The organism is Mesorhizobium sp. M4B.F.Ca.ET.203.01.1.1 (assembly GCF_004791025.1).
Classification (GTDB): Bacteria; Pseudomonadota; Alphaproteobacteria; order Rhizobiales; family Rhizobiaceae; genus Mesorhizobium; species Mesorhizobium abyssinicae.
The window spans coordinates 312,691-335,839 of sequence record NZ_SRUO01000003.1; the positions used below are offsets into that span (position 1 = coordinate 312,691).

The following is a 23,149-nucleotide window of genomic DNA, read 5'->3' on the forward strand; positions in this document are numbered from 1 at the left end:
CCCGCCATGGGCGGGGGAGACTTTCACCGAGGCAAGGTCCGGGATTGCCCGGGCTGGCGCGTCGCGCCGGCCGGCCCCCGACGAACCGGTACTGGATGAGCCGATGAGCACAGTAGCCGAAACCACTGCGAAGCTGACACCGGAGCACGACGCCCGCCCAGGTGCGTCCGTTCGCTCGCGGCTGCAGGATCTGCTGCCGAAGATCGTGCTGGCGCCGAGCTTCGCGGCGACGATCGTCTTCGTCTATGGCTTCATCCTGTGGACGATCTATTTGTCGTTCACCAACTCCAAGACCTTCCCGTCCTATGCCATCACCGGTGCCCGCGCCTATCAGCGGCTGTGGCGCTGGACTTTCGAGAGCGATCCGCCCTCGAGCTGGTACACTTCGATCACCAACATGGGCATTTTCGGCTTCCTCTACATCTTCATCTGCCTGGCGCTCGGCCTGTTCCTGGCCATCCTGCTCGACCAGAAGATCCGCGGCGAAGGCATGCTCAGACCAATCTACCTCTACCCGATGGCGCTCTCCTTCATCGTCACCGGCGTCGCCTGGAAATGGTTCCTCGATCCCGGCCTCGGCCTCGAGCAGACGCTGCACCAGTGGGGCTGGACGAGCTTCCATTTCGACTGGATCAAGAACAAGGATTTCGTCATCTACACGGTGGTGATTGCCGGTGTCTGGCAGGCCTCCGGCTTCATCATGGCGATGTTTCTGGCCGGCTTGCGCGGCATCGACGGTGAGATCATGAAGGCGGCGCAGATCGACGGCGCCACCACCTTCCAGCTCTACCGTCGCATCGTCATTCCGCTCTTGCGGCCGGTCTTCCTCTCGGCGTTCATCGTCCTCGCCCACCTCGCCATCAAGTCCTATGACCTTGTGGTGGCGCTGACCAGCGGCGGACCGGGCGGCTCGGCCTGGCTGCCGTCCAACTTCATGTACGAGTTCACCTTCAAGCGCAATGAGATGGCCGTCGGCTCGGCGAGCGCCGTGATCATGCTGATGACGCTGACCGCGATCATCGTGCCATACCTCTATTCCGAGCTCAGGGAGAAGCCGCGATGAGCACTGTTGCCTCACCCGCCCGCCCGACCTCGAGCGGCATCAGCGGCAGGACGATCAACCGCATCGTCATCTACGGGCTGCTCGCGCTGTTCGCGATCTTCTACCTGATGCCGCTCTTCGTCATGCTGGTCACCTCGTTCAAGACAATGGACGAGATCCAGAACGGCAACATGCTGGCGCTGCCGCAGGCGCCGACCTTCGACCCCTGGTGGAAGGCCTGGGGCGAGGCCTGCGTCGGTCTCACCTGCGCCGGCATCAAGGGCTACTTCTGGAACTCCATCAAGATGGTGGTGCCGGCGGTGCTGATCTCGACGCTGCTCGGCGCGCTCAACGGCTATGTGCTGACCAAATGGCGCTTCCGCGGCCACACGCTGGTCTTCGCGATGATGCTGTTTGCCTGCTTCATCCCGTTCCAGTCGGTGCTGCTGCCGATGGCGACGATCCTCGGCAGCATCGGCCGCTTCGGCGTCACCCTGCAGAACGCGACCGGGTTCAATTTCGGCCTCGGCAATTCGACGGTCAACCTCGTCTTCGTCCATGTCGTCTACGGTCTCGGCTTCACCACGCTGTTCTTCCGCAATTACTACGAGGCCTTCCCGACCGAACTGATCAAGGCGGCGCAGGTCGACGGCGCGTCCTTCTTCCAGATCTTCCGCCGCATCATGCTGCCGAATTCGATGCCGATCTTCGTCGTCACCGTGATCTACCAGTTCACCAACATCTGGAACGACTTCCTGTTCGCTTCCGCCTATGCCGGCACCGGCGACGTGATGCCGATGACGGTGGCGCTGAACAACGTCGTCAACACCTCGACCGGCGTCGTCGAATACAACGTCAACATGGCGGCGGCGATGATCGCCGCCCTCCCCACCCTTCTCGTCTACGTCGTCGCCGGCCGCTATTTCGTGCGCGGGCTGATGGCGGGCGCGGTCAAGGGCTGACCCTCTTTTTGCTTAAGGAACGACCATGGCTTTTCTGGAAATTGATGGGCTGAAGAAGCGCTTCGGGAATGTCGAGATCCTGAAGGGCATCAATGTCGAGCTGGAGAAGGGCGGCTTCCTTGTGCTGGTCGGTCCGTCCGGCTGCGGCAAGTCCACGCTGCTCAACACCATCGCCGGGCTGGAAAACATCACCGAGGGCGAGATCCGCGTCGATGGGCGCGCGATCAACGATCTCCACCCGTCCAAGCGCGACATCGCCATGGTGTTCCAGAGCTACGCGCTCTATCCGAACATGACGGTCGCCGGGAACATCTCATTCGGCATGGAGATGCGCGGCGTGCCGGCCGAAGAGCGCCAGAAGGCGATCGACAAGGTGGCCAAGGTGCTGCAGATCGGCCACCTGCTGCAGCGCAAGCCGAGCCAGCTTTCCGGCGGCCAGCGCCAGCGTGTCGCCATGGGCCGGGCGCTGGTGCGCGACCCGAAACTGTTCTTGTTCGACGAGCCGCTCTCCAACCTCGACGCCAAGCTGCGCGTCGACATGCGCATCGAGATCAAGCGCCTGCACGCCAACACCGGCACGACGATCGTCTACGTCACCCATGACCAGATCGAGGCGATGACGCTGGCCACCAAAATCGCCGTGATGCGCGATGGCGAGGTGCAGCAGTTCGGCACGCCGGCCGAGATCTACAACAACCCGACCAACATCTTCGTCGCCGATTTCATGGGCTCGCCGGCCATGAACCTGGTGCCGGCGACGATCGGCGGCAATGGCAGTGGGCTGTCTGTGGTGCTGCAGCGCGACGGGCGCGAGCCGATCTCGCTGCCGCTCGCCGGGGCTACGCCCGGCTTGTCGGCCTTCCAGGGCAAGCCGGTCATCTTCGGCGTCCGTCCGGAGGCGCTGACGGATCCGGAAGGCGCCGAACGCAACGCCTCCAGCATCGCCACTGCCGACTGCCACATCGAGGTGATCGAGCCGGCCGGTTCCGACACCTTCGCCGTCACCAATCTTGGCGGCAAGGCGGTGGTGGCGCGGCTGCGCGCCGATGCCAAGATCCAGCCAGGTACGGTGACGCCGCTCGCCTTCAACCTGACCAAGGCTGTGTTCTTCGATCCGGCGACCGAGAAGCGCATTCTCTGACCGCCATGGCAAGCCCCGATATCGTCATCATCGGCTCCGGCATCGGCGGCGCCACGATCGCCTCCGGCTTAGCCGGCAGTGGCGCCTCGATCCTGATCCTGGAACGCGGCGAGCCGCTGCCGGCGACGCCGGAGACGCGTGACACCCGCGCCATCTTCGTCAACGGCCACTACCGGCCGAAGGAGATGTGGCGCGAGGCCGGCGGCGCAGCCTTCAATCCCGGCAACTACTACTATGTCGGCGGCAATTCGAAATTCTATGGCGCGGTGCTGATCCGCTACCGCAAGGAAGACTTTTCCGCCATGGAGCATTTCGGCGGCGTCTCGCCGGCCTGGCCGTTCTCCTATGAGGAGTTCGAGCCGTGGTATTCGAAGGCCGAACAGCTTTTTCGCGTGCGCGGCACACTGGGCGAAGACCCGACCGAGCCCTTCCATTCGATTCCTTACGCTTTCAAACCCGTGCCCGACGAGGCGCCGATCGCGCGCGCCCGTGCCGAATTGAAGGGGCTCGGCCTGCATCCTGCATCGCTGCCGCTCGGCGTCGACATCGACGCCTGGCTGAAGGACGGCAGCACAGGCTGGGATGCCTTTCCCAACACCGGCCAGGGCAAAGTCGATGCGCAGACCGGACCGCTGGCGGCGGCCCTTGCCGACCCGAACATCCGGCTCGAGACCGGTGCCCATGTCGACTATCTGGAGGCATCGCCGGATGGCAGGTCGATTGCCGCCATCCACTACACGCAGAAGGGCGCGCAAAAAACGCTCTCGCCGAAGCTGGTCATCCTCTCGGCCGGCGCCGTCAACTCCGCCGTGATCCTGCTGCGCTCGCCTTCCTCCGATGGAAAGGGTCTCGCCAACAGCTCAGACCAGGTCGGCCGCAACTTCATGAACCACAATTCGAGCGCCATGCTGGCGATCGACCCGCGCCGCCGCAACGACGCCGTCTACCAGAAGACCTTGATGCTCAACGATTACTATCTGTCGGACGGCAACGGCGGCAAGCCGCTCGGCAATGTGCAGCTGCTCGGCAAGATCGACGGCAACATGCTGAGGGCCAATGTGAAGACGGTCCCAAAATTCGCGCTCGACTTCATGGCCGGCCACGCCGTCGACTGGTACCTGATGTGCGAGGACCTGCCCGATCCGGAGAGCCGCATCATGGTCGACGGCAAGGACATCGTCATGCAGTGGCGGCGCTCCAACATGCAATCGCTGGAAGGCCTGACCAAGGTGATGCGCGAGAATTTCCGCGCCTGCGGCTATCCGATCGTGCTGTCGCGTCCCTTCGACAAGCGCACGCCCTCGCACCAGTGCGGCACGGTGAGGATGGGCGACGATCCGGGCAGCTCGCCGCTCGACCCGTTCTGCCGCGCCTACGACCACCAGAACCTGTTTGTCGTCGACGGCGGCTTCCTGCCGACCTCGGCCGCGGTCAACCCGGCGCTGTCGATCGCGGCGCAGGCGCTGCGCGTGGCCGAGCACATCCGCAAGACGGAGCATGCCGCATGACCCGCCCGGCGGCCATCATCACGGGCGGCGCGCGGGGCATCGGACTGGCCTGCGCCGAGGCATTGGCCGATGCCGGCTTCGACATCCTGGTCGCCGACTTGGCCGACAAGCCTGCGGACGGACTTGCCAGGAATATCACCGCGCGCGGCGCGAAGTTCGCCTATGCAAGCTGCGACATCGCCGATCTCGTCGCCCACGCGGCGCTGGTTGATACTGCGATGGGCGCCTTCAGCCGCATCGATTGCCTGGTCAACAATGCCGGCGTCGGCGCTGTCGTGCGCGGCGATCTGCTGGAGCTGAAGCCGGAGAATTTCGACCGCGCCCTCGGCATCAATCTGCGCGGCACCGTGTTCCTCAGCCAGGCCGTCGCCAAGGCCATGCTGGCGAAACCAAGCGATCAGGCGAAATCGATTATCACCATCACCTCGATCAGCGCCGAAGCGGCCTCGCCGGAACGCGCCGACTACTGCGTCTCGAAAGCCGGCCTGTCGATGTGGGTGAAAACCCTGGCGCTGCGACTCGCTGCCGAAGGGATCGGCGTGTTCGAGGTGCGGCCTGGCATCATCCGCACCGACATGACATCAGGCGTTGCCGCCAAATATGACGCGCTGATCGACGGCGGTCTGGTGCCAGCCAAACGCTGGGGCGAGGCATCGGATATCGGCGCCGTGGTGGCCGCGCTTGCCAGCGGCAAGTTCGGCTTTTCGACCGGCTCGATCATCAATGTCGACGGTGCGCTCTCCATACCGCGGCTCTGAACGGATGAGACAATGACCGATTACATCATCGTTGGCGCCGGTCCCGCCGGCTGCGTTCTGGCCAACCGGCTGAGCGAGGATCCTTCGAATTCGGTGCTGCTGCTGGAAGCCGGCGGCAAGGACTGGCATCCGCTGATCCACATGCCGGCGGGCTTCGCCAAGATGACCAAGGGCATCGCCTCCTGGGGCTGGTCGACTGTGCCGCAGAAGCACATGAAGGACCGCGTCTTCTGGTACACGCAGGCCAAGGTGGTCGGCGGCGGCTCGTCGATCAACGCCCAGATTTACACGCGCGGCAATGCCCGCGACTACGACGCGTGGGAGAAGGAAGAGGGCCTCGCCGGATGGGCCTATCGCGACGTGCTGCCCTATTTCAAGCGCGCCGAGAACAACCAGCGCTACGCCAACGACTTCCATGGCGACCAGGGGCCGCTCGGCGTCTCCAACCCGATCTCGCCGCTGCCGATCTGCGAAGCCTATTTCCGCGCCGGCCAGGAGATGGGCATCCCCTTCAACCCGGACTTCAACGGCGCCAGCCAGGAGGGCGTCGGCTACTACCAGCTGACCCAGAAGGACGCGCGGCGCTCGTCCGCATCGGTCGCCTATCTGAAGCCGATCCGCGCCCGCAGGAACCTGAGCGTCAGGACAGACGTGCTGGTCACCCGCATCGTCGTCGAGAAGGGCCGCGCCGTTGGTGTCGAGGTCGTCGACAGGCCGGGCGGCGAAAAGACGATCCTGCGCGCCGGGCGCGAGGTGATCGTCTCCTCTGGCGCCATCGGTTCGCCCAAGCTTTTGATGCAGTCCGGCATCGGCCCGGCCGACCATCTGAGATCGGTCGGCGTGACGCCAGTCCACGACCTGCCGGGCGTCGGCTCCAACATGCAGGACCATCTCGACCTGTTCGTCATCGCCGAATGCACCGGCGATCACACCTACGACAACTACGCCAAGCTGCACCGCACGATGTGGGCCGGCCTGCAGTATCTGCTTTTGAAGAAAGGGCCGGTGGCCTCCAGCCTGTTCGAGACCGGCGGCTTCTGGTACGCCGACCCGACCGCCGCTTCGCCCGACATCCAATTCCACCTCGGCCTCGGCTCCGGCATCGAAGCCGGCGTCGAGAAGCTTAAGAACCCCGGCGTCACCCTGAACTCCGCCTTCCTGCGCCCACGCTCGCGCGGCACGGTGCGGCTGAAGAGCGCCGACCCGGCCGACCATCCGCTGATCGACCCGAACTACTGGTCCGATCCCTATGACCGCGACATGTCGATCAAGGGCCTCAGACTGGCGCGCGACATCATGCGGCAGAAGGCGCTTGCCCCTTACGTGCTGCGCGAGGTCCTGCCGGGCCCTGCCCTGCAGAGCGATGACGAACTGTTCGACTATGCCTGCCGCAGTTCCAAGACCGACCATCATCCGGTCGGCACCTGCCGCATGGGCCATGACGACATGGCCGTGGTGACGCCTGAACTCAAGCTGCGCGGCATCGAGGGACTGCGGGTCTGCGATGCATCGGTGATGCCGCGCGTCCCCTCCTCCAACACCAACGCGCCGACCATCATGGTCGGCGAAAAGGGCGCCGACCTGATCCTCGGCCGCGAGCCTTTGCCGCCGGCCGTTTTCTCCGGCAACCGCGCCGCTTGAGGAGAGAGCCATGATCAGGCACTGCGTCTTCGTCAAATTCCGCAGCGACGTCAGCCCGGCTGAACGCGCGGCGATCCACGCCGATCTGGAAGCTTTGCGCTGGGCGATCGAAGGCATGGACAAGGTCCATTTCAGCGCCAATGTCAGTCCGGAACCCTTTGCGCGCGGCTTCAGCCACGGCTTCACCATCGACTTCCGCGATGCCGCCGCCCGCGACGCCTATCTGGTGCACGAGGCGCATCAGCGTGCCGGCGCCAGGCTGGTCGCCGCCCTCGAAGGCGGCACCGACGGGCTGATGGTTGTCGATCTGGAGATTCTCGACTGACCGGCCGAGAAATTACCCCAGACGCAATGCGACGACGCCGGCGACGATGCTGAGCGCGGCGGCGCCGCGCCAGCGCGTCATCTTCTCGCCCAGTGCGAAGACCGAGATCATCATGGCGAACAGGATCGAGGTCTCGCGCAGCGATGCCACCGAGGCGATCGGCGCCTTGGTCATCGCCCACATGACGATCCAGTAGGCGGCGCCGCTGAGCACACCGGTGAACAGCCCCGCCTTCCAGTCGCGCGCCAACACTGGCAGCGATTGTGGTCCCCGGAAGATGAGACACAGCACCAACGCCCAGAGAGCATCGCAGACGAACAGCCAGGCGGCATAGCTTGTCGCGGTCGCCGCCAGCCGCGCGCCGCTGCCGTCGGACAGCGTGTAGCTGGCGATGAAGATCGAGGTGCCCAGCGCGAAGCAGACAGCGCGCAGGTTGAAGCGCTCCAGATGCACGCCGCCGCGAAACGACATCACCAGCGTGCCGGCCGACAACAGCAGGATACCGAGAATGGCCAGCGGCGCGGGGACCTCCCGCACGACCACCATGCCGCCGAGTGCCGCGAGCAGCGGCGCCGTGCCGCGCGCCAGCGGATAGGTCTGGGCGAAATCGCCGGCCTTGTAGGCGCCTATCAGGAAGGTCCGGTAGCCCATGTGGAAGAAGACCGAGGCGAGGATGAATGGCCATACCTCGGCTTTCGGCACCTTGACGAAGGGCAGCACGAGCAGCGCGGCGAAACCCATGCCGAGCGTCATCAGCGTGATCGACAGGAAGCGGTCGAGATGCACCTTGACCAGCGCGTTCCAGATCGCGTGCATGGCGGCGGCGGCAAGCACCGCGAAGAAGACGAAAAGCGTCATGCCTTGGTCATCCGCCTCCGGAAGTCGTGGCGAGGCCTGGCGTCTCGAGGTCGATATCGATCCTCAGCGGAAAATGGTCGGACGCGATCTCGCCGATGTCGGCGCCGACCGAGCGCACGCGCGTGGCAAGCATGCCGCCGACGAAGCAATGGTCGAGCCGGCGCTTTGCCAGCCTGCCGTCGATGATCTTTTCATGGGTGTGGAAATCGGCCACCGGCTCGCTGGCGACGGCGGCGGCATCGACGAAACCGTCGCGATAGGCCGCCCCCCGGTGGTACGGTGTGCCGCCGACGATGCGCCGGTACTCGGCGCTATCAGGCTCCATGTTGAAGTCGCCCAGCCAGATTGCCGCCAGCGGGTTCTCCGGCTCCGGCCCGCCATTGCTCCAGTTGCGCTGCGGTTCGTCGTCGGCGCCGCTCCACGGGCCGCCGTCCGACGGCGCCCGGCGATGCTCGGCCAGCAGATAATCGATCTGCTCCAGCCGCTCCTCGGCGGCGATGTGCGCGAGATGCAACGACAGCACCCTGAGCGAACCAGCCGGCGCGCGGATCATGCATTCGAGCGCGGCGTTGCGCGTGTTGAGCGGGCGCACGGTGCGGCGCAGCGGCAGCGTATGCAACCTGGACCAGACGATCGGCAGCTTCGACAGCACCATGGTCCCGAACTGCCGGCGGCGGTTGACGAAGCGGCCGTCGCGCCGCTCGCTGGCATCCATGTCGAAAGCTGGGCCGTAGACCCAGTGGTAATCGGGCAGCAGTCGCGACAGAATTTCCGGCTGGTCGTCCTCGTTGGTTCGCTGCCAGTGCCGCTCGACCTCCTGCAAGGCGATGATGTCGGCGCCGTCGACGACGCGCGCGGCGCGCGCCAGATCGTAGCGGCCGTCGCTGCCGAACCCGTACTGGATGTTGTAGCTGACGAGCTTCATTGATTACCCGGCTCAACTTTCGGCGATGGCACTAGCGGTTCCGTGATGGTGTTGCAATGGACCGCAATGGCGACGGGGCTAGGCCAGGAGGAGTAAACCGCCTAGGTCGTCAGCGGCTGGAACCGCCCCGCCGGCGACGCCGCCAGTTCCGACCAGTCGATTTCCTCCTCCAGCCGGTGATAGGCCTCGTCGCCGATCGTGCCGCTGCGGCGCAATTCCTCCAGCGCGTCGCGCTGGCGCTTGATGGCATAGAGGCGCAGCCGGTCGTATTCGGTCGCCGCCTGGGCGTCCTCGGGGTTCTCGGCGACCCGGCGCTGCGCCTCATACTGCTCGCGCACCACTGCCGCCGCGGCCGAAGTCTTGTGGTTCAGGACGTCGAGCGCGGCCTGCATGACGGCGACGCGCGCCTCGGCCACCTCGCGGTCTATCGTCGTATCCGGTTCGAAGTCGAGTATCCTGAGCAGAGGCTTCAGGCTCATGCCTTGCAGCACCAGCGTGCCGAGAACGACCGCGAAGGCGGCAAGCACGATCGGGTCACGCCCCGGGAAGCCAGCCGGCAGCGCAATCGCCACCACCAGCGTCACCAGTCCCCGCATGCCGCACCAACCGACGAGCACGGCGCCGCGAAATGTCGGCGCATCGCGCTTTTTGTCTTCACCGTCGACGCGGGCAACCCATCGCATGACCGCAACGTAGCTCGCGACCCAGACGAGGCGCGCCGCGATGACGACGGCCAGCACCGTCGCGGCGAAGAGAAAGGCATCGCCTTGCCCGTCGCCGGAGAGCCGGCCGACGATCGACCGTGCCTGCAGGCCCATCAGCACGAAAGCCAGCACGTTCAGCACGAACACCGCCGATTCCCAGACCGAATAGGTGCTGACGCGCCTGCGCGCCGACATCAGGCGCGGCGCGGTGCGCGCAATCGTCATGGCATAGACGACGATGGTGATGATAGCCGACAGCCCGAGCCTGTCGGCAACTATCCAGACACCGAATGTACCGGCGAACTGCACTACGGTGCTGCTTGCCGCATCCTCGATGCGCGTCAGTGTCAGCAGCGAGAAGCGGCCGAACAGATAGCCGGCGACGACGCTGCCAACCGTCGACAATAGGATCACCGGCACCGCGTCCTTCAGCATGACCGAGCCGATGGCGGCCGAAACCGCGATCCTGTAGATCAGCAGCGCGGTCGCATCGTTGAGCAGGCTCTCGCCCTGCAGGATGGCGGTGATGCGGTGCGGCACCTTGAACTGACCGAGCACAGCGCTCGCCGCCACCGCATCCGGCGGCGCGACGATGGCGCCGAGCGCGATCGCCGCCGCGATCGGCAGGCCGGCCATCTTCCAGCCGACGAAGGCAACGACCACGGTGGTGAAGACGACGGCGCCAAGCGCCAGCAGCGCCAGCGACAGCCGGTAGCGCTTCAGGTCGCGCAGCGAGGTGTCATAGGCAGCGTCGAGGAGCACCGGCGCGATGAACAGCGCAAGCGCCAGTTCCGGATCGATCTCGATGGTCGGTGCGCCGGGCACGAAGGCGATCCCCACCCCGGCCAAGGCTAGCAGCGAAGGATAAGGTACCTCCAGCCGCCGCGACAGCGCCGCCAGCGCGACGGCGATCAAAAGCAGGACAAGGGTCAGTTCGAACAGGGCCATGTCTTATCGTAGCGACGAAGCAAGGAGCTTGGCAGTGGCAAAGCGGCAAGATGCTGTTGATTGTCGGAGCCTTGGCCTGCCTGGAAAGAGGCAGGCCAAGGCTTCGACGGGATTTTCAACGCTAGCCGCTCAGGTCGGCGCTGCCCCTCATTGCCCTGCCGGGCATTTCTCCCCGTATGGTGACGGGGAGAAAGACGCCGGCACCGATGATTTCGCTAACTATCGCCGTTGAGGAATGAGGCGCCGGCGTCGCGGCCAGCCCCTTCTCCCCGTCACTATACGGGGAGAAGGTGCCGGCAGGCGGATGAGGGGCGGCGCCGACGGTTGGTCATTGCGGACACATCGGCTCCTGATGGTTTGCAACGGTCGACGACGTGCGAAACCACGACGTTGTTCCTAATGCAAAACCAGCATGTCGCCGGACGAGAACGAGATGTCCGCCTTCTCGCCGACCACGGGCGGTGGCGCCGTCGAGTTGTTGAACGTGTCGAGCGACACCGTGTTGCCGCCAATGCCGACGCGCACCCGGATGACCGAGCCGAGGAAGTGCACTTCGGCGATCTCGCCGGAAAGGCTGGTGTCATGGCCGGGTTGCCACCCCAGCGAAATCGCCTCGGGCCTGAGCGCCAGCGACAGCGTGTCGCCGGACTTCGAGCCATTGAGCTTGCCCTGGAGCGCGACCTCCTGCGCATTGACACGCACCTTGCCGGCGGCGGCGTCGGTGACCGTGCCTTCCAGCACGTTGAGTGTGCCGACGAAATTGGCGACGAACTTCGTCGCCGGCCGGTTGTAGATCTCGAACGGCGTGCCGACCTGCTCGGCCTTGCCGCCATACATGACGGCGATGCGGTCGGAGATCGACAGCGCTTCTTCCTGGTCGTGGGTGACGAAAATGGTGGTTATGCCGAGCTTCTTCTGGATCGAACGGATCTCCTCGCGCAGCGACACGCGCACCTTGGCGTCGAGCGCCGACAGCGGCTCGTCGAGCAGCAAGAGCTTCGGCTTCGGCGCGATCGCGCGCGCCAGCGCGATGCGCTGCTGCTGGCCGCCGGAAAGCTGGTAGGGATAGCGGTCGGCCATCTGCGGCAGCTTGATGATGTCGAGCATCTCGGCGACGCGCGAATCGATGGCGGCCTTGGCCATGCCCGCCACCTTCAGCCCGAAGCCGATGTTCTGCGCCACCGTCAGATTGGGAAACAGCGCGTAGGCCTGGAACACCATGCCGACATTGCGCTGGTTGGGCTTCAGCCGCGTGATGTCCTTGCCAGCCACCACGATCTTGCCGGCGCTCGGCTCCTCGAAACCGGCGACCATGCGCAGCACCGTCGTCTTGCCGCAGCCCGATGGGCCAAGGAAGGACACGAACTCGCCCGGCGCAACGTCGAGGTTGAAATCCTCGACCACAGTCGTGGCACCGAAGGACTTTCGCACATGCTGGATGGAGAGGAACGGCTCGGCCATGGCTTTGACTTTCAGTTCGGGCGGTTCGCCGATTTCGGCGCGAAGCGGGAAAGGATCTGGATCAGCGACATGCAGCCCCAGGTGATGGCGAAGGCGATGATGGCAAGCGCCGCCGGCTCATAGGCGCGGTTGGCGCCGATATTCTGCAGATACGGTCCGAAGGCCGGCCGATTGAGCAGGCTCGCCATGGTGAATTCGCCGATGACGATGGCGAAGGTCAGGAAGGCGCCCGACAACACCGCGATCAGCACATTGGGCAGGATGACACGGGTGATGATCGTCCCCCAGCCGGCGCCGAGGATCTGCGCCGCTTCCGTCAGCGTCCTGACATCGATGGTGCGCAGCCCGGTATCGACCGCCCGGTACATGTAGGGCAGCGCCAGCGTCGCATAGCCGATGACCAGCAGGGCGTTGGTGCCCGTGTCGCTGGCGAGGAACGGCAGCGGCGAGTTGGAGCCGTACATCCGGATGTAGCCGAAGACGATGACGATGGCCGGAATGACCAGTGGCAACAGCGTGATGAACTCGACCACCGGCCTGATCTGCGGCAGACGCAGCCGGATCCAGTAGGCCGCGGGCACCACGATCAGCACGCCGAGGATGATGGTGAAGATCGCCGCGACTACCGAATACATGAATGTGGCCTGGAAGCGCTCGTCCCCCAGCACGATCTGATAGGCGTCGAACGAATAGGCGCCGCGCCGCATGCGCATCGAGAATTCGACGGTCGCGATCAGCGGAATGAAGAAATAGGCCGCGCCCAGCGCGAAGACGACCCAGGCCCAGAATCTACCGGACTTCATTTGAGCCACCTCTCCGAGCGGGTCCGGAACCAGATGTAGAAGACATTGGCGAGACCGGTGATGACGATCATGCCGAAGGCGATCGCATAGCCGAGATGCGCGTTGTGCAATACGTCGCCACGGATCTGCGCGTAGAGCAGGATCGGCACGATGTTGAGCGAGGAACCAGTCAGCGCATAGGCGGTGGCGATCGCCCCGAAGGCGTTGGCGAAGAGCAGGATCACGGTGCCGAGGAAGCTCGGCCAGATCACCGGAATGACCACCATGCGCCAATACTGCGCCGTGGTCGCGCCGAGCGTCGCGGCGGCTTCACCCCATTCCTTCTTCAGCCCGTCGATAGCCGGCGTGATGATGACCACCATCAGCGGGATCTGGAAGTAGACATAAGTCAGCGTCAGGCCCCAGAAGGACAGGATGTTGAAGCCGTGCGCGTAAATGTTCAGCCCAAACACGGTGTTCAGGATGACGGTGGCGAGCCCGAGCCGGCCCAGCGTGGCAAGGAAGGCGAAGGCCAGCGGCACGCCGGCGAAATTGGAAGCGACACCGGAAAATGTCAGCGTCGCCGAGCGTATCCAGTCCGGCAGGCCGCCACGCACGATGGCAATGGCGATGGCGAGCCCGGCGAAGGCGCCGATCAGAGCCGAGGCAAGGCTGACCTTGATGGAAATCCAGTAGGCGGCAACGATCGACGGCTGCGCCAGGGCCGCGATGTTTTCGAACGTGAACTCGCCTGCGTCGTTCTGGAAGGCGCCCAGCATCAGGTAGAGCGTGGGCAGGATCAGGAACATGATCGCGAAGACGAAGAACGGCGTGACGCCGAGCCACTGCGTCGGCAGCCGCAGCCTTCGCGCCTCGGCGGGCGGCGCGGTCTTCCCCGCAATGGCTTGATTGGAGAGGGAGAGATCGGTCATGCGCCGGCTACCGTCTTGGAGAGGAGCCGGGCGGCCAAAGCCGCCCGGCCCTTACATTGTGTTACTTCACGTTGGCGCCGACAACGGCATCCCAGTTCTTGGTGATGGCTTCCTTGGCCTTGCCCTGTTCATCGAGGGTCGGGAAGACAGCTGATGCATAGGCCTCGGCCGGCGGCAGCTTGGCCATCACGTCGGCCGGGAGCTTGCCGTTCTTGGCGAGGTCGTTGAAGCGGATCGGGTGGCAATAGCCCTTCAGCCAGCCGATCTGGCCTTCGTCGGAGTAGAGATACTCGAGCCACAGCTTGGCAGCATTCGGGTGCGGCGCGTAGGCGCTGATCGCCTGCACGTAGACGCCGGCGACGACGCCGGTCTTCGGCACGACGACATCGACGGGCGGGTTGCCCTTCAGCGTGTCGCGGCCGGCAAGCGCGTTGTAATCCCAGGTGACCAGGATCGGCGTCTGGCCCTGGGCGAGCGTCGCCGGCTTGCCGATGACCGGCACGAAATTGCCGGCGGCGTTGAGCTTCTTGAAGAAGTCGAGACCGGCGGTGCCGGCGGCTTCGCCAGCGGCCGCGCCACCGGAAAGGCCGGCGGCGTAGACGGCCTGGATGGCCTGGTTCGAGGCGCGCGGGTCACCGGCGAGCGCAACCGTGTTGGCATAGTCTGCCTTCAAGAGGTCGGCCCAGTCAGCCGGCGCTTCCTTGACCAGATCCTTGTTCACCAGGAAGGACAGCACGCCGTAATAGTCGCCGGTCCAGAAGCCATCCGCATCCTTGGCGCTGTCCGGGATCGAGTCCCAGGTCGACACCTTGTAGGGTTGGATCAGGCCGTCGGCCTTTGCCGACGGGCCGAAGGACAGGCCGACGTCGATGACGTCAGGCGCCTGCGGGCCCTTGTTGTCCTTGTTGGCCTTGATCGCCTCGATCTCGTCGCCCGAGCCGGCATCCGGGTTGAGTTCGTTGATCTTGATCTCCGGATACTTCGCCTTGAAGCCATCGATGACGGCGCCGTAACCGCACCAGTCATGCGGCAGCGCGATCGTGGTGAGCTCGCCCTCCGCCTTGGCCGCCTTGACGAGTTCATCCAGCGAAGCCGCGGACGAAATCACCGACGACACCATCAGGGTCGCGGCCGAAAGGGAAAGCACTTTCCCCGTGAATTTGAACATGTGTTCTCTCCGTTGAACTGACGCCGTTGGACGCCTGCGATGCGGTATCGTTTTCGTGTGACAGCCAGATGAAAGCTTTGTGAAACCGGCACCCCGCAGTACGAAAAAGTAAACTCTTTTTAACCGGGTGTAGCAATCGCCTCGCGATTATTTTTCCGGCTAATTATTTCCCGCCTTGTCTTTCGCCCTCTCCCCTTTCCTTTCCCCTCGTTTTCCGGATCAATTCCGACGCCTGAAATCGATCTCAGACGGCGCCGGCGATGGCGTTTTCCAGCAGCGTGAGTGCCGCCTTCTTGGTCAGCTTGACCGGGTTGCCGCCGGCGGTCGGATCGACCACCGCCATGTCGGCGATCAGCCCCTTGCGCTTCTTGTCCATGTCGAGACCTTTGATCAGGCCAGGCAGCGCATGCGGCACCTTGAGCTCCTTGCGCAGCTTGATGATCGCCTTGGCGAAACCGTCGAAGCCGCCCTTGATGCCGCAATAGGCGGCGAGCCGGGCGATGCGCTCGTCGATGGCGTCGCGGTTGAAGGCCAGCACATAGGGCATGAACACGGCGTTGGTCATGCCGTGATGGGTGTCGTAGAGCGCGCCGATCGGATGCGACAGCGAGTGGATGGCGCCCAGCCCCTTCTGGAAGGCCGCCGCGCCCATCGCCGCGGCGCTCATCATATGGGCGCGGGCGACCAGGTCCTTGCCGTTGGCGAAGGCCCTGGGCAGGTTCTCGAACACCAGCCGAATGCCTTCCACCGCGATGCCGTCAGCCATCGGATGATAGCCCGGCGCGCAATAGGCTTCGAGGCAGTGCGCCAGCGCGTCCATGCCGGTGCCGGCGGTGATGAAGCCCGGCATGCCGACCGACAGCTCCGGATCGGCGATCACGATCGCCGGCAGGAGCTTCGGATGGAAGATGACCTTCTTGGTGTGCGTCGCCTCATTGGTGATGACGCCGGCGCGGCCGACTTCCGAACCGGTGCCGGCGGTGGTCGGCACCGCGATGATCGGCGCAATCGCGTCGGAATCGGCTCTCGTCCACCAGTCGCCGACATCCTCGAAGTCCCACACCGGCCGCGTCTGCCCGGCCTGGAAGGCGATCAGCTTACCGAGGTCGAGCGCCGAGCCGCCGCCGAAGGCGATAACGCCGTCATGCTTGCCCTTCTTGAACACCGCGATGCCGGCGGTCAGGTTGGAATCGACCGGGTTCGGCTTGACCTCGGAAAACACGCCATACGGAACTTTGGCGTCGTCGAGGATCTTCAGCGTCGAGGCGACGACCGGCAGTTTCGCCAGCCCAGGATCGGTGACGAAGAGCGGCCGCTTGATGCCTGTGGCTGCCAGCACGTCTGGCAGTTCCTTGATGCGGCCGGCGCCGAAGCGGACGGTGGTCGGGTAGTTCCATTTGGAGATGAGCTTGGACATTGCTTGTCTTTCGAAAAAAATCAGATCGCTTCACGCAGGTGGAATGATTTCGGCCGGGTCAGATTGTCGTAGCCGATCGCCGAAAGTGCTGCGCCCTTGCCGGTGTCCTTGACGCCGGTCCACACGAGCGCCGGATCGAGATAGTCGCAACGGTTCATGAACACGGTGCCGGTCTCGACGCGGTCGCCGATCGCCGCCGCATGCTCGGTGTCGCGCGTCCAGATAGATGCCGTCAGCCCGTAGGGACTGTCATTCATCAAAGCGATCGCCTCCTCGTCGTTGCGCACCTTCATGATGCCGACGATCGGACCAAAACTCTCCTCGCGCATGACGCTCATCTGGTGGTCGACATTGGTGAGCACTTCAGGCGCCAGATAGGGCGAGCCAGGCTTGTCACTGGCGACCTTCATGTTGACATGCGCGGTGGCACCCTTGCGCAGCGCCTCGGCCTTCTGCTCGCGGATCAGGTCGGCGAAGCGTGCCTGCGCCATCGGCCCCAGCGTCGTCGCCTGCTCCAGCGGATTGCCGACGACATAGTTCCTGGTCTCGGCGATGAAGCCCTCGACAAACTCGTCATAGACCTTCTCGTGAACATAGACGCGCTCGATACCGCAGCAGCACTGGCCGGAATTGAAGAAGGCGCCGTCGACCAGATTGGCGACCGCATGGTCCATCTTGGCGTCGGGCAGCACATAGGCCGGGTCCTTGCCGCCGAGCTCGAGGCCGAGGCTCATGAAGGTGCCGGCCGCGGCTTTCTCGATTGCGCGGCCGCCGGCGACCGAGCCGGTAAAGTTGACATGGTCGATCTTGCCGGAGCCGAGCAGCCTCTCGGTCTGGCCGTGGTTCAGGACGAGGTTCTGGAACAGGCCCTTGGGCAGGCCGGCCTTGTCGAAAGCCTGCTGGAAGCGTTCGCCGACCAGAAGCGTCTGCGCCGCGTGCTTGAGGATGACCGCGCTGCCGGCCATCAGCGCCGGCACGATGGTGTTGACGGCGGTGAGATAGGGGTAGTTCCACGGCGCGATAACCATGACCACGCCGAGCGGCACCTTCTTCACATAGCGGCGGAAGCCGTCCTTCGGGTTGGAGGCCAGGACCGGCTTCAACGCCTGTTCGGCGATCTCGACCATGTAGTTGACGCGTTCCTTGACGCCGCCGAACTCGCCGCCATAGCGCACCGGGCGGCCCATCTGCCAGGCGATCTCCGGCACGATCTCGTCGGTCATGGCGACCAGCGCTTCGAGCATCGCCAGCATGTACTTGCCACGCTCGACGACCGGCGTCTCCGCCCACTTCTCCTGCGCCGCCTTGGCGCGCTCGACCGCGGCATTGATCGCCTGATCGGTGGCGACCGGCCGCTCGGCGTAAATCGAGCCGTCGATGGGTGATTTGAGTTTGACCGTCTCGGTCATGTCTTCCTCGCAGTTTTACAACAATCGAAAATCATGTGGCGTGGCGCCGCCCCTCATCCGCCTGCCGCCACCTTCCCCCATACGGGGAGAAGGGCGAAACTCCTGCGCTGACGCCCCCTCCCCGTTCTTCACCGATAGAGCGTAGGGGCGAGGGCAGCGCCGGCGCTAACCCGGCACCCTAGTACCGCTCGAACCCCCTGTGCAGTTCCCAATCGGTGATCCGGCGGTCGTATTCGAACTGCTCCCAGCGGGCCGTATGCACATAATGCTCGACAACATCCTCGCCGAAGGCCTGCTTCAGCATCTTCGACTTCGACAGCGTCTCGGTGGCGTCGCGCAGCGTCTTCGGGATCTCGGGCAGGCGCGAGGCCTGGTAGGCATCGCCGACGAACGGCTTCTGCAGTTCCAGCTTCTCGTCGATGCCGGCAAGGCCGGACGCGATCAGCGCCGCGAAGGCGAGGTAGGGGTTCAAGTCAGCGCCGCCGATCCGGCATTCCATGCGGATGCCCTTGGTGCCCTCGCCGCACAGGCGGAAACCGGCGGTGCGGTTGTCCTCGCTCCACATGATCTTGGTCGGCGCGAAGGTGCCGGCCTGGAAGCGCTTGTAGGAGTTGATGTAGGGCGCCAGGAACCAGGTGAATTCCTTGGCGTATTTGAGCTGACCGGCCGCCCATTGCTGGCCGAGCGTCGACAGCGTCCATTCGGCGTTTTTGTCGAAGAACAGCGGCGTCTTGCCGTCGGCGCTCCACAGCGAATTGTGGATGTGGCTGGAGTTGCCGGCGAGCCCGTAATTGTACTTGGCCATGAAGGAGATCGACTTGCCTTCGGAATCGGCGATCTCCTTGGCGCCGTTCTTCAGGATGACGTGGCGGTCGGCCATGTCGAGCGCTTCGGCGTAGCGCACGTTGATCTCTTCCTGGCCCGGGCCCCATTCGCCCTTGGAGTTCTCGATCGGAATGCCGGCAGCTTCCATCTCGTTGCGAAGCCGGCGCATGACGCCTTCTTCCTTGGTGGTGATGCCGATCTGGTAGTCGCCGATGTAGGGCGAGGCCGAGTCGAGGCCGTGCCAGTGCTTCTTGCGGGCGGAATCGTAGGTCTCGTTGAAGAGGTAGAATTCGAGCTCGGAGGCGAAGTAGCCGATATAGCCGCGATCCTTCAGGCGCTTGACCTGCTTCTTCAGGATCGCGCGCGGCGAATGCGCGAGGTCTTCATGGTCGTGGTGGTCGAGCACGTCGCAAATCACAAGCGCCGTCTTTTCGAGCCACGGCAGCCGCCGCAGCGTCGCAAGGTCCGGCTTCATGACGAAGTCGCCATAACCCTTCGACCAGCTCGCCGCCTTGTAGCCCGGCACCGGCTCCATATCGATGTCGCAGGCAAGCAGATAGTTGCAGCCATGCGTTTCGCCATGCGCGGAATCGACGAAATACTGGGCAAGGAACCGCTTTCCGACGAGCCGGCCCTGCATGTCGACGATGCAAGCCAACACCGTGTCGATCTCGCCATTGGAGACCGCTTTCTTCAACTGATCGAACGAGAAATTTCCGGCCATTCTTTTGGCACTCCAGCGCTTGGTCGTTGAGAGGGATAAACGCAGCCATGGCCGGCGCGAGGCCGGCCATGGCCATGGTTATGGAAGTCAGTGGCCGGTTTCGCCGACCGCCTGTTCGGCCGCCTGGATCGCCGCCTGGCGCGCCGCGATGATGTCGCCGAGCGGCGGGCCCTGGAAGCGGTTGCGTTCGAACGCGAACCACACGATCGCCGTCAGGATGAAGAAGCCGACGGTGATGTAGAGCGCCCAGTCGTTCGGCGGCTGGATGCCGATGACGAAGATCAGGATCATCGACAGAATGGAGAGGACGCCGAACAGCATGAAGATCGCACGCCCCATGTTCCACGGGCCCATCTTGTCCCACTTCGGCGTGCCCCAGGCCAGCATGCCGAGCACGATCGGCACGGTGAAGGACAGGAACAGGAAGATGACCGTGCAGGACACCACGATGGTGTAGGCCGAGGTACCGGCGACCGAAACCAGGGTCGAACCCCAGACGAACAGCACCGACAGGATCGACGCCGTCCAGATCGCCGCCACCGGCGTGCGATAGGTCGGGCTGACCTTGGCGAGCGCTGCCGAACCCGGCAGGCCGCCGTCACGCGAGAAGGCGAAGATCATGCGCGAGGCCGAAGTCACCGTCGCCAGGCCGCACAGCAGCTGGGCAACCAACACGACGAGGTAGACGAACTCCTTGATGCCGGGGCTGACACGCTGGTCGAAGGCCCAGAAGAACACGTTCCAGCCCTGCTTGGCGGCATCGTCCATGTTCGGGATCATCAGGATGAAGGCGGCCAGGAACAGGTAGCCGAAGACGGCCGACCAGATGACCGACATGACCATGGCGCGCGGCACGGAACTGGCCGCCTTGATGGTTTCCTCGGAGGTGTGTGCCGAGGCGTCGTAGCCGGTGATGGTGTAGATCGGCAGCAGCAGGCCGAGCGCGAACACCCAGGCATTCGACACCGACGGCCAAACATTGGCGCCGGCCTCGCCCGAGTAGTTGTGGAACGTGAAGAGACGGCTGAAATCCCAGGTCTCGGCGGCGGCAAGGCAGACGATCGCGATCAGGATCGAGCCTAAGAAGATGAGATAGCCCGAGAAGTCGGTGAGCTTCGCCGTCAGCTTGATGCCGAGATGGTTGATCAGCGCCTGGGCGCCGGTGATGATGATCAGGAAGATCATCTGGTTGGTCAGATTGCCCTCGATGCCGAGCGCCGGTCCGAAGGCGCCGACGAAGAAGGTCCAGGTGCCGACATTGATGGCGCCGAGCACGGTGATCAGGCCGAGCAGGTTGAGCCAGGCCGTCACCCAGCCGGTGCCGCGATTGCCGAGGATCGAACCCCAGTGATAGAGGCCGCCGGCCGTCGGATAGGCCGAACTGATCTGCGACATGGCGACCGCGAAGGTCAGCGAGACGAAGCAGCCGACCAGCCAGCCGATGCCGATGCCGATGCCGCCGGCGCCGGAGGTGGCCTGCGCCAGCGAATTGATGCCGCCGGACAGGATGCAGATGATGGAGAACGAAACCGCGAAATTCGAAAAGCGGCTGAGGCGCCGCTCCAGTTCCTGGGCGTAGCCCATGCTGTGGAGGTGCTTTACGTCCTCCGCCTTATCAACTTCGGTATAACCCGGTGCTGCCATTTGAAGTCCCCTTTAGTTCTTAGCTGGCCGATTGTACTGACTATCCCACTGCGCGTTGTCGGGAGCCGCTGGCCTCCTCGGGCTCCAGATCAGAAAAAATGCCGGTGAGCAGATCCGCCCATCTCCGCTGCCCGGCCTCGCCGGAGATTTCATCGTTGCGGATTTCGATCATCGCGCAGGCAAGGCCGCGCGAGCGCGCATGGCGTTCCAGCGTGAAATAGACGCGGTCGGCCGGCGAATAGGGTTCGTTGACGCCGACAGTGACGCCGGCGAGCCGCTTGAGCGCTGCGATCAGGGGCGCTGCCAGCCGGCGGTCCTCGTCATGGATGATGCCGATGTGCCAGGGCCGGCTCTTGCCCTTGTAGACCGGCGTGAAGGAATGCACCGACACCAGCCGCGTTTCCTGTCCGCGCGCCAGCCGCTCGTCGATGATGCCTGCGATCGAGTCATGGAACGGCCGCCACGACAGATCGATACGCGCGGCGCGCTGATTGTCCGACAGACCGGCATTGCCGGGAATGACCGTGGTCTCGCTGACCGGAGGCACGAGGTCCGGCGCATCGAGCGGCCGGTTGCAGTCGATGACGAGGCGCGAGATGCGGGTTTCGACCAGCGTGGCATCGAGCGCGGCGGCCATGCGATGGGCGACGGGCAGTGCGCCGGGATCCCAGGCGATGTGGCGGGAGAGGTCCTCCGTCGGCAGGCCGAGCGTGCCGAATTCAGGCGGCAGGAAGTTGGAGGCGTGGTCGCAAGTCAGAACAAATGGGCTCGCCCCGCCGGGGTTGGTCACCCTTACGGTTTCAGGCGATGCAGGGCTGGCGGGCCGTGCTGTCTCCATAGTCAGTCGTCCCCTCGGGAGCGCTGTATCGTATGTTACGTATTTTGTCTCATTGCGTCCCTGCGGATGATTTCATACAGTTTGTCCGGCTTTGTCAAACGCGATTTCGGGGAACGGCGTCGACCGGGCCAATAGGTGGGGGAAAAACCATGATCTCCAGCATCGCCGAACTGATTTCCGACCGCATCGGCGCCATGCCGGCCGGCGAGCGGCGCGCGGCGCAGACGCTGATCGCCAACTATCCGTTGATCGGGCTTAAGACCGTCGCCGAATTTTCGGCCGCCGCCGGCGTGTCCTCGCCGACGATCCTGCGTTTCGTTGCCCGTCTCGGCTTCCAGAACTATCCGGAATTCCAGTCGGCGCTTCAGGACGAGCTGGCGGCGCAATTGCAGTCGCCGGCATCGCGCACGCTCAACCCGGCCTCGCCCGGCGGCGGCGCGGTGTCGCCGATGCTCGAGGCGACGCTCGAGAACATGCGCGAGACCTTCAGGCACCTGTCCGACAAGCAACTGGCCGACATCGCCGCGAAACTTGCCGAGCGGCGCGGCAAGACCTTCCTGATCGGCGGCCGCTTCACCGATCCGCTGGCGCGCTACATGGCCGCCCACCTCGCCATCGTCCAGCCGGACGTCTACCACCTCGCCGGACAGGAGAGCATCTGGCGCGACCGGCTGATTGACATGGGCAAGCGCGACGTGCTGGTGATCTTCGACATCAGGCGCTACCAGGACAGCCTGGTGCGCTTTGCCGAGACGGCGCATCAGCGCGGCGTCCAGATCGTGCTGTTCACCGACCAGTGGCTGTCGCCGATCGCCCGTTTCGCCCGCCATGTCATCGCCGGGCGCACCGCCGTGCCCTCGGCCTGGGATTCCTCGGCCGCCCTCTTCGTCGTCGCCGAGACGCTGATCGGCGCCGTCACGAGGCAGCTCGAGGCCGACGGCGCCAAGCGCATCCGTGAGCTGGAAGGGCTGCGCTAGGCAACCTTTGGTCCGGCGGCCGGCCAACGTTACGCAGATTTAATGTGCACGGCAGCGGCAGAATTGCCATAAAGCCATGATATCGCGTGGCTTCGCACATTGCCGGGGTGCGTCGCTGCGTTTTTTGCTTGGGGAAACTGTAGGCGTTTTGCCGACCGGA

The 23,149-nt window shown here is 64.5% G+C and carries 20 protein-coding genes; 8 read left to right on the top strand and 12 right to left on the bottom strand.

The features are described 5' to 3' along the window. The first annotated feature begins 103 nt into the window (after nucleotides 1–103). The 7 genes from EN846_RS08250 to EN846_RS08280 are packed head-to-tail and all read left to right on the top strand — an operon-like array spanning nucleotide 104 to nucleotide 7,377. On the top strand, nucleotides 104–1,063 hold the full coding sequence (locus EN846_RS08250; protein ID WP_126058401.1) for a sugar ABC transporter permease: 960 nt from the start codon (nucleotides 104–106) through the stop codon (nucleotides 1,061–1,063). Next, nucleotides 1,060–2,004 carry a carbohydrate ABC transporter permease gene (locus tag EN846_RS08255; protein ID WP_127391823.1) on the top strand — a complete coding sequence of 315 codons (945 nt, stop codon included), beginning with the start codon at nucleotides 1,060–1,062 and terminating at the stop codon, nucleotides 2,002–2,004. Before EN846_RS08250 ends, EN846_RS08255 begins: the two co-directional genes overlap by 4 nt. A gap of 25 nt (nucleotides 2,005–2,029) precedes the next feature. Beyond that, the gene (locus tag EN846_RS08260) at nucleotides 2,030–3,145 is read left to right on the top strand and encodes an ABC transporter ATP-binding protein (protein WP_127310893.1); all 1,116 of its coding nucleotides are present in this window, start codon (nucleotides 2,030–2,032) and stop codon (nucleotides 3,143–3,145) included. 5 nt (nucleotides 3,146–3,150) lie between these two features. Then, the gene (locus EN846_RS08265) at nucleotides 3,151–4,653 is read left to right on the top strand and encodes a GMC family oxidoreductase (protein ID WP_128346304.1); all 1,503 of its coding nucleotides are present in this window, start codon (nucleotides 3,151–3,153) and stop codon (nucleotides 4,651–4,653) included. Next, on the top strand, nucleotides 4,650–5,411 hold the full coding sequence (locus tag EN846_RS08270) for a 3-ketoacyl-ACP reductase (protein WP_128346303.1): 762 nt from the start codon (nucleotides 4,650–4,652) through the stop codon (nucleotides 5,409–5,411). Before EN846_RS08265 ends, EN846_RS08270 begins: the two co-directional genes overlap by 4 nt. A 12-nt stretch (nucleotides 5,412–5,423) precedes the next feature. Next, complete coding sequence (locus tag EN846_RS08275; RefSeq protein ID WP_127394098.1) at nucleotides 5,424–7,052, top strand: choline dehydrogenase; 1,629 nt, start codon at nucleotides 5,424–5,426, stop codon at nucleotides 7,050–7,052. 10 nt (nucleotides 7,053–7,062) lie between these two features. After that, nucleotides 7,063–7,377: a Dabb family protein gene (locus tag EN846_RS08280; RefSeq protein WP_127394099.1), complete on the top strand. Its 315-nt coding sequence runs from the start codon at nucleotides 7,063–7,065 to the stop codon at nucleotides 7,375–7,377. 12 nt (nucleotides 7,378–7,389) lie between these two features. Here EN846_RS08280 and EN846_RS08285 read toward each other — a convergent pair whose 3' ends face one another. The 12 genes from EN846_RS08285 to EN846_RS08345 all read right to left on the bottom strand — a co-directional run bounded on the left by EN846_RS08285 (nucleotide 7,390) and on the right by EN846_RS08345 (nucleotide 22,012). Then, nucleotides 7,390–8,235: an EamA family transporter gene (locus EN846_RS08285; protein ID WP_128346302.1), complete on the bottom strand. Its 846-nt coding sequence runs from the start codon at nucleotides 8,233–8,235 to the stop codon at nucleotides 7,390–7,392. A gap of 7 nt (nucleotides 8,236–8,242) precedes the next feature. After that, nucleotides 8,243–9,160, bottom strand: coding sequence for an endonuclease/exonuclease/phosphatase family protein (locus EN846_RS08290; RefSeq protein ID WP_127393036.1), 918 nt, complete (start codon nucleotides 9,158–9,160; stop codon nucleotides 8,243–8,245). Nucleotides 9,161–9,261: 101 nt separating this feature from the next. Then, the gene (locus EN846_RS08295) at nucleotides 9,262–10,812 is read right to left on the bottom strand and encodes a sodium:proton antiporter (protein ID WP_128346301.1); all 1,551 of its coding nucleotides are present in this window, start codon (nucleotides 10,810–10,812) and stop codon (nucleotides 9,262–9,264) included. 396 nt (nucleotides 10,813–11,208) lie between these two features. Further along, nucleotides 11,209–12,273: an ABC transporter ATP-binding protein gene (locus tag EN846_RS08305; protein WP_127393037.1), complete on the bottom strand. Its 1,065-nt coding sequence runs from the start codon at nucleotides 12,271–12,273 to the stop codon at nucleotides 11,209–11,211. Between the two features lie 11 nt (nucleotides 12,274–12,284). Continuing rightward, nucleotides 12,285–13,076 (bottom strand): ABC transporter permease, encoded by a 792-nt coding sequence (locus EN846_RS08310; RefSeq protein WP_126058391.1) that lies wholly within the window; start codon nucleotides 13,074–13,076, stop codon nucleotides 12,285–12,287. Beyond that, the gene (locus EN846_RS08315) at nucleotides 13,073–13,987 is read right to left on the bottom strand and encodes an ABC transporter permease subunit (RefSeq protein ID WP_127308958.1); all 915 of its coding nucleotides are present in this window, start codon (nucleotides 13,985–13,987) and stop codon (nucleotides 13,073–13,075) included. The genes EN846_RS08310 and EN846_RS08315 overlap by 4 nt, the downstream gene beginning before the upstream one ends. A gap of 61 nt (nucleotides 13,988–14,048) precedes the next feature. Then, entirely contained in the window at nucleotides 14,049–15,155 is a 1,107-nt protein-coding gene (locus EN846_RS08320) for an ABC transporter substrate-binding protein (protein WP_127308957.1), read from the bottom strand. Nucleotides 15,156–15,399: 244 nt separating this feature from the next. Then, on the bottom strand, nucleotides 15,400–16,572 hold the full coding sequence (locus tag EN846_RS08325) for an iron-containing alcohol dehydrogenase (protein ID WP_128346300.1): 1,173 nt from the start codon (nucleotides 16,570–16,572) through the stop codon (nucleotides 15,400–15,402). Nucleotides 16,573–16,592: 20 nt separating this feature from the next. Continuing rightward, entirely contained in the window at nucleotides 16,593–17,981 is a 1,389-nt protein-coding gene (locus tag EN846_RS08330) for an aldehyde dehydrogenase family protein (RefSeq protein ID WP_127393993.1), read from the bottom strand. A gap of 178 nt (nucleotides 17,982–18,159) precedes the next feature. Beyond that, the gene (locus EN846_RS08335) at nucleotides 18,160–19,530 is read right to left on the bottom strand and encodes a glutamine synthetase family protein (RefSeq protein WP_127393994.1); all 1,371 of its coding nucleotides are present in this window, start codon (nucleotides 19,528–19,530) and stop codon (nucleotides 18,160–18,162) included. A gap of 87 nt (nucleotides 19,531–19,617) precedes the next feature. Continuing rightward, a complete protein-coding gene (locus EN846_RS08340) occupies nucleotides 19,618–21,174 on the bottom strand; it encodes an amino acid permease (RefSeq protein WP_135913828.1) in 1,557 nt (518 codons plus the stop codon). 40 nt (nucleotides 21,175–21,214) lie between these two features. After that, nucleotides 21,215–22,012: an N-formylglutamate amidohydrolase gene (locus EN846_RS08345; RefSeq protein ID WP_127308953.1), complete on the bottom strand. Its 798-nt coding sequence runs from the start codon at nucleotides 22,010–22,012 to the stop codon at nucleotides 21,215–21,217. Nucleotides 22,013–22,161: 149 nt separating this feature from the next. Here EN846_RS08345 and EN846_RS08350 point away from each other — a divergent pair, with 149 nt between their 5' ends. Continuing rightward, complete coding sequence (locus tag EN846_RS08350) at nucleotides 22,162–22,989, top strand: MurR/RpiR family transcriptional regulator (RefSeq protein ID WP_127284149.1); 828 nt, start codon at nucleotides 22,162–22,164, stop codon at nucleotides 22,987–22,989. The last annotated feature ends 160 nt before the right edge of the window (nucleotides 22,990–23,149 follow it).